The 6,238-nt window shown below is 71.9% G+C and carries 4 protein-coding genes; 3 read left to right on the plus strand and 1 reads right to left on the minus strand.

The window, feature by feature from the left end; genetic code table 11:
• Positions 1-302, minus strand: a 302-nt coding sequence (locus ACLEQD_RS34635) for a hypothetical protein (protein ID WP_410389971.1), incomplete at its 3' end; no start/stop codon positions are given.
• Positions 303-695: 393 nt separating this feature from the next.
• Here ACLEQD_RS34635 and ACLEQD_RS34640 point away from each other — a divergent pair.
• The 3 genes from ACLEQD_RS34640 to ACLEQD_RS34650 all read left to right on the plus strand — a co-directional run.
• Positions 696-1,757, plus strand: a complete 1,062-nt coding sequence (locus ACLEQD_RS34640; protein WP_410389973.1) for a hypothetical protein — start codon at positions 696-698, stop codon at positions 1,755-1,757.
• A gap of 88 nt (positions 1,758-1,845) precedes the next feature.
• A complete protein-coding gene (locus ACLEQD_RS34645) occupies positions 1,846-3,627 on the plus strand; it encodes a cyclic peptide export ABC transporter (protein WP_410389975.1) in 1,782 nt (593 codons plus the stop codon).
• A 119-nt stretch (positions 3,628-3,746) separates the two neighbouring features.
• The coding region (locus ACLEQD_RS34650) for an AMP-binding protein (RefSeq protein WP_410389977.1) at positions 3,747-6,238 on the plus strand (2,492 nt) is incomplete at its 3' end.

Below are 6,238 nucleotides of genomic sequence, written 5' to 3' on the forward strand. Positions count from 1 at the left end.
CCCTGACGGGTGGCCTCCGGCAGGGCGCGCGCTCCGCCGGCCGCGACGCGCCCCAGCGTGATGGCGCGAGGGGCCCGCACGTGCACCTCCGGGCGGGCGTCCTCGCCGGTGATGGAGGGGGCCCGGTAGCACTGGCCCAGGCAGTAGACGCGGGTCTCGCCCGACGTGGCCTGCCGCCAGCGCGCGGGGTCGAGGCGCCGCGCGACGAAGCAGGCGGTGCCGTGGCAGGCATGCGTCCCGAGCGGCCCCTGCCCGAGGTGGAAGAAGGACTCGGCCTCCGGCGCGTGTCGCCCCGGCTTCATGTGCCGCCTCCCCCGGGACGGGCGCTGCACGGCCGCCCTCCCCGGTCGTCAGGGCAGGGAAGGGGACGGCGGGTTTCCATGACGGGTGCTCCCCCCTTTGGGCACGAAGGGCTCACCCACAACCTGTGCACGCGCCGCGATTCGAGCTTCGACGTGGCCGCGCGCGCTCGCCACGGACCTCGAGGCGCGCAGCCGCGAGGACGCGGGCCGCGTCCCGCGCATCAACCGGGCTGACAGGAATGTTCGCTTTATTTGTATATTTAGCTCTGGGAGGGAAGGCTGTCCTGACGGGCCTGTGCCGGATGAAACTTTATCGTGGACTTCAAGGGTATCCGCGTGTGTTGCTCCGCCCGCGCCCTTCCCCGAGGGCCGCGCGGAAGTGAGCCCCCTCGCATGCCCCAGGCCTCCACCACTCCCCTGACCCTTGATGCCTCGCGCATCGACCCCAATGCCCTGGCCATCCTCGAGCGCCTTCGCGGCGCGGGGTTCCAGGCGCTGCTGGTGGGCGGATGCGTGAGGGACCTGCTGCTCGGGCAGACGCCGAAGGACTTCGACATCGCCACGGACGCACGGGCGGACCAGACCCACGGCCTCTTCGAGGAGTGCCTGATGCTGGGCGGCCGGGGCTCTGTGATGACGCTGGTGTTCCAGGGCGGGAAGCCCTTCGACGTGGCCACGCTGCGTCCCCTGCGCACGCCCGCGTCCACGCCGAGGGTGCCCCTGGACGCCGACCTCCTCGCCGTGGCCCGCGAGCTCCCGGTGGGCACCGTGGCCCAGGACGCGGCCTCGCGTGACTTCTCCGTCAACGCGCTCTTCCACGATCCGGCCACGGGCCAGACGCTCGACTTCGTGGGCGGGGTGGCGGACGTGCGCGCCCACGTGCTGCGCTCGCTGGGCGAGCCCTCCGCGCGCTTCCGGGATGATCCGTCGCTCGTCTACCGGGCGCTGCGCATCTGCGCGCGGCGCGGCCTGACGATTGAGCCCCGGACGCTGGAGGCGCTGCGCGAGGGCGTCGCCGCGCTGCCGGACAGCCCATTCGCCTTGCGCCTCCACGAGCTGCTGGAGTGCCTGGGCCTGGGCGTGGCCGAGGCTGCCTGCGCCGCATGCTCGAGCTCGGCGTGCTCTCGCGGACGCTCCCCTCCCTCGGGCGGCTGGGGCCCTTCGCGTGGGAGGGGCTGTTCTCGCTCGGGGTCGCCATGGACCGGCTCCACGCCCAGGCGCGCGTGCTCGGCCATCCGGCACGGCTCGCGGCCCTCCTGCTTCCGCTCGCGGACCCCCAGGCGCTGTCGGGCGTGGACGCGCCCGTGCCGCTGGAGGAACTCGTCCCGTCGGAAGGCGGCGCGGAGCGGCCCCCGCTGGTGGAGGACGGCCTCGCGGTGGTGGCGGCGCAACGGGTGTTGCGGCAGGGCCCCGGCGGCGCGGGCGCAGCGGAGCTGCTCGGCTCGCACCTGCTGACGGAGGCGCTGGACGTGTACGCGCTGACGCTCGATGCCACGGGCGGCTCACGGCAGGTCCTGGATGCGTGGCGCGCGAGGCAGGGCGCATGAACCTGCTGTCCCTGCTGTTCCAGGCCTCGAAGGGCCGCTTCCTGGCCTCGGTGCTGGCCGGCCTCCTGTCCGGCGCCTGTGGGGCCGGGTTGATCGCGATGATCAACCGCACCCTGTCCGACCCCCAGCCCCACGGGTCCGCCGGGGTCGCCATCTTCGTGGGGCTGGTCGCCGCGGCGCTGGTGTCCCGCATCATGGCCCAGGTGTTGATCAGCCAGATCAACCAGGACGCGCTCTTCGACCTGCGGTTGAAGACGAGCGCGCAGATCGCCTGGGCGCCGCTGCGTCAACTGGAGGAGCAGGGCTCCCACCGGCTCCTGTCCGCCCTGACGGAGGACCTGTTCCACCTCACCAACGCCATGGCCATGCTGCCCCGGCTGGTCATCAACGCCTCCACGGTGTTCGGCTGCCTCGTCTACATGGTGATGCTGTCGCGGACGCTGCTGCTCGCGCTCGTCATCTGCCTGGTCCTCGGCATCGCCACCTACCGGCTGTCCACCGCGCGAGCGGTGCGCGACATGCGCCGGGCTCGCGAGGTGCAGGACGAGCTCATGCTGCACTTCCGGGGGCTGACCGACGGCATCAAGGAGATCAAGCTCCACGCCCGGCGGCGCGACGACTTCCTGTCGCGCGTGGTCGCGGATGCCGCCGGCAGGGTGAAGGACCTCCAGCGGCGGGCCGCGACGGCGTTCGCGGTGGGCTCCAGCTGGGGGATGTTCCTCTTCTTCGTCGTCATCGGCGTGCTGATCTTCCTCCTGCCGCGCCTCACCGAGGTGACCACGGCGGCCCTGGTGGGCTACACGCTCGCGGTGCTCTACCTGCAGACGCCCCTCATGTCGCTCATGGAGGGCATGCCGTTGATCTCCCGCGGGCAGGTGTCCCACGCGAAGCTCGAGGCCCTGGGCCTGTCGCTCGCGTCGACCACGGAGATGGCGCGTGAGACGGCGCAGACGCTGGACACCCGGCCGTCCTTCCAGAAGCTGGAGCTGCGGGGCGCCACCCACCGCTACCAGCGCGAGCACGACGACCAGACCTTCACCCTGGGGCCCATCGACCTGGAGCTGCGCCCGGGCGAGCTGCTGTTCATCGTGGGCGGCAACGGCAGCGGGAAGACCACGCTCGCCAAGCTCATCACCGGCCTGTACTCGCCCCAGGAGGGAGAGATCCTCCTGGACGGGCAGCCCGTGACGGCCCAGACCCGGGAGCACTACCGGCAGCACTTCTCCGCGGTGTTCTCCGACTTCCACCTCTTCGACCGCCTGATGGGCATGGACGCGGAGCTGTCCCAGGCGCAGGGCTTCCTGGAGCGCCTGAAGCTGGAGCACAAGGTGCGCCTGGACGGGAAGGCGTTCTCCACCACGGCGCTCTCCCAGGGGCAGCGCAAGCGGCTGGCGCTGGTGACGACGCTGCTGGAGGACCGCGCCATCTACCTCTTCGACGAGTGGGCGGCGGACCAGGACCCGGCGTTCAAGACCGTCTTCTACCGGGAGCTGCTGCCGGAGCTGAAGCGGCGCGGCAAGGCCGTGGTGGTCATCTCCCACGACGACCGCTACTTCGACGTGGCCGACCGCCTGCTGCGCGTCGAGTCCGGCCGGCTCATCTCCGAGCCCCACCGCACGCCCTCGCCGAGCCCCCGCGCGCCGCCTCCTGAGCCGGTTCACGCGCGTGTGACAAGCCCGGGGGGTGACGCACCGCGTGTGTCCCGGCACGTCCGCACTTCATTTCTCCAGCCGAGTGAATACGGACCAGGATGTCCTGTTTGGTCGGGTTGCCAATGAATCAAAAGCTCTATTGGAAACTCAGAAATGCAGTTATTTCTTGCAGTTGAATGAGCCCGGCCTCCTCGCGTCCGTCCGCCCTTCCGGAGTTCCCTCAGCGCCCCCCGTTCGAGTCCCTGGTGGACCTGCTCCGGCAGCGGGGCGCTGACGCGTCACGCGCCTCCGGATACACGTTCCTGGGCGACACGGGAGACGTGGAGGCGTCCTGGAGCCACGCGGAGCTGGACCTGTACGCGCGGCGCATCGCGGGGGCGCTGGCGGGCGTGGCGCCTGGCGCGCGGGCGGTGCTGTTGTATCCGCCAGGGCTCGACTACATCGCGGGCTTCTTCGGCTGTCTCTACGCGGGGCTGGTGGCGGTGCCGGCGTATCCGCCGGATCCGTCGCGGTTGGAGCGCACGCTGCCCCGGCTGCGCGCCATCATCGAGGACTCGCGCGCGACGGTGGTGCTGACCACGTCCTTCATCCTGTCGATGAAGGAGTTCCTCACGGAGCAGGCGCCGGAGCTGAACGGGCTGCACTGGGCCGCCACGGATGCGCTGGAGCCCGGGGCCGAGCACGGGTGGCGCCCGCCGGTGGCGCGTCCGGACACGCTGGCCTTCCTGCAGTACACGTCAGGCTCCACGGGGACGCCCAAGGGCGTGATGCTCACGCACGGCAACCTGCTGCACAACCTGGACGCCATCCACCGCAGCTTCCGGGCCAGCGCGGACAGCGTGGGCGTCATCTGGCTGCCGCCGTACCACGACATGGGGCTCATCGGCGGCATCCTGGAGCCGCTGCGCGGTGGGTTCCCGGTGACGCTGATGTCGCCGCTCACGTTCCTGCGCCGTCCGCTCGTCTGGCTGGAGGCCATCTCCCAGTACCGGGGCACCATCAGCGGCGGCCCCAACTTCGCGTTCGACCTCTGCGCGCGGCGCATCCACGAGGAGGACCGGGCCCGGTTGGACCTGTCGTCGTGGGAGGTGTCGTTCTGTGGCGCGGAGCCCATCCGGACGGAGACGCTGGAGCGCTTCACCAAGGCCTTCGGGCCCCAGGGCTTCCGGGCTTCGTCGCTCTATCCCTGCTACGGCCTGGCGGAAGGCACGCTCATCGCCACGGGCGTGGAGCAGGGCAGGGGCGCGGCTGCGCTCACGCTGGAGGGGGACGCCCTGGCCCGCTCACGGGCGGTGCGCGTGGAGCCGGGCACGCCGGGCTCGCGCGAGCTGGTGGGGTGTGGCCGGGCGATGCAGGACCAGTCGTTGATCATCGTCGACCCGGAGGCGCGCACGCCGCGCGCGGACGGCGAGGTGGGCGAGATCTGGCTCCAGGGGCCCAGCATCGCGCAGGGCTACTGGCAGCGGCCGGAGCAGACGGAGGAGACCTTCCAGGCGCGCCTCGCGGGCACGGGCGAAGGTCTCTTCCTGCGCACGGGAGACCTGGGCTTCGTCGTGGACGGGGAGCTGTACGTCACCGGCCGGCGCAAGGACCTCATCATCCTGCGGGGCCGCAACCACTACCCGCAGGACCTGGAGCTGACGGCGGAGCGCGCGCACCCGGCGATCCGTCCGGGCTCCGGCGCGGCGTTCAGCGTGGACGTCGCGGGCGAGGAGCGGCTGGTCCAGGTCCACGAGGTCAGCCTGCGCGACGGCGGGGACCTGGCCCCGGTGCTGGCGGCGGTGCGCCAGGCGCTCAGCGAGGAGCACGAGCTCCAGCCGCACGCGGTGCTCCTGGTGGAGCCGGGAAGCGTCCCGAAGACGTCCAGCGGGAAGATCCAGCGGCGCGCCTGCCGCGAGAGCTTCCTCGACGGTTCGCTGCGCGTCGTCGCCCGGTGGAAGGAGGGCGGCGCGCTCGAAGCTCGGGCGGAGGTTCACGAGGACGCCGCGCCAGGCAACACCGCCGAGTCGCTCGGCGCCTGGCTGCGGGCCCGCGTGGCGGCGCGGCTGCGCGTCCGGCCCGAAGAGGTGTCCTCCACCGAGCCCATCACCCGGCTGGGCCTGGATTCGCTCGCGGCCGTGGAGCTGAGCCACGAGATCGAGAAGGGCCTGGGCGTCGTCCTGCCCATGGAGGTGCTGCTGCGGGGGCCCAGCGTGGCGGAGCTGGCCGGTCGGGTGCTCGCGCACCGCGCGGGTTCCACCACCGGGGTGCCGTCGCCCTTGAAGCCGCGGAGCCGCGAGGAGCTGCCCGCGCTGTCCTTCGCTCAGCAGCGGCTGTGGTTCCTGGATGCGCTCGTCCGGGGCAGCCCCGCGTACCACATCCCCGTCGCGGTCCGGCTGGTGGGACCGCTCGACGTGACGGCGCTTCAGCACGCGCTGGAGGTGCTGGTGCGGCGCCATGAAACCCTGCGCACCACCTTCGTCTCCCGCGACGGTGTTCCCGCGCAGCGCATCCTGCCGGACCTCCCCGTGACGCTGGAGCAGGTGGACGTGAGCGGACGGGAGGACCGCGCGGAGGAGACGGCGCGGTTGGCGAAGGCGGAGGCGGCGCGCTCCTTCGACCTGGAGACGGGCCCGCTGATGCGGACCCTGCTGGTGAAGGAGGGCGAGGGCGAGCACGTGCTGGTGGTGGTGATGCACCACATCGTGTCGGACGGCTGGTCGATGGGCGTGATGGTGCGGGAGGTGGGCAAGGCGTA

Origin of the sequence: Corallococcus sp. 4LFB (assembly GCF_046520365.1) — a bacterium.
GTDB lineage: Bacteria > Myxococcota > Myxococcia > Myxococcales > Myxococcaceae > Corallococcus > Corallococcus caeni.

What these genes read in the sequence shown, in the direction of transcription:
- ACLEQD_RS34640 (WP_410389973.1), top strand. Translation starts at nt 696, where the DNA reads ATGCCCCAGGCCTCCACCACTCCCCTGACCCTTGATGCCTCGCGCATC.
- ACLEQD_RS34645 (WP_410389975.1), top strand. Translation starts at nt 1,846, where the DNA reads ATGAACCTGCTGTCCCTGCTGTTCCAGGCCTCGAAGGGCCGCTTCCTG.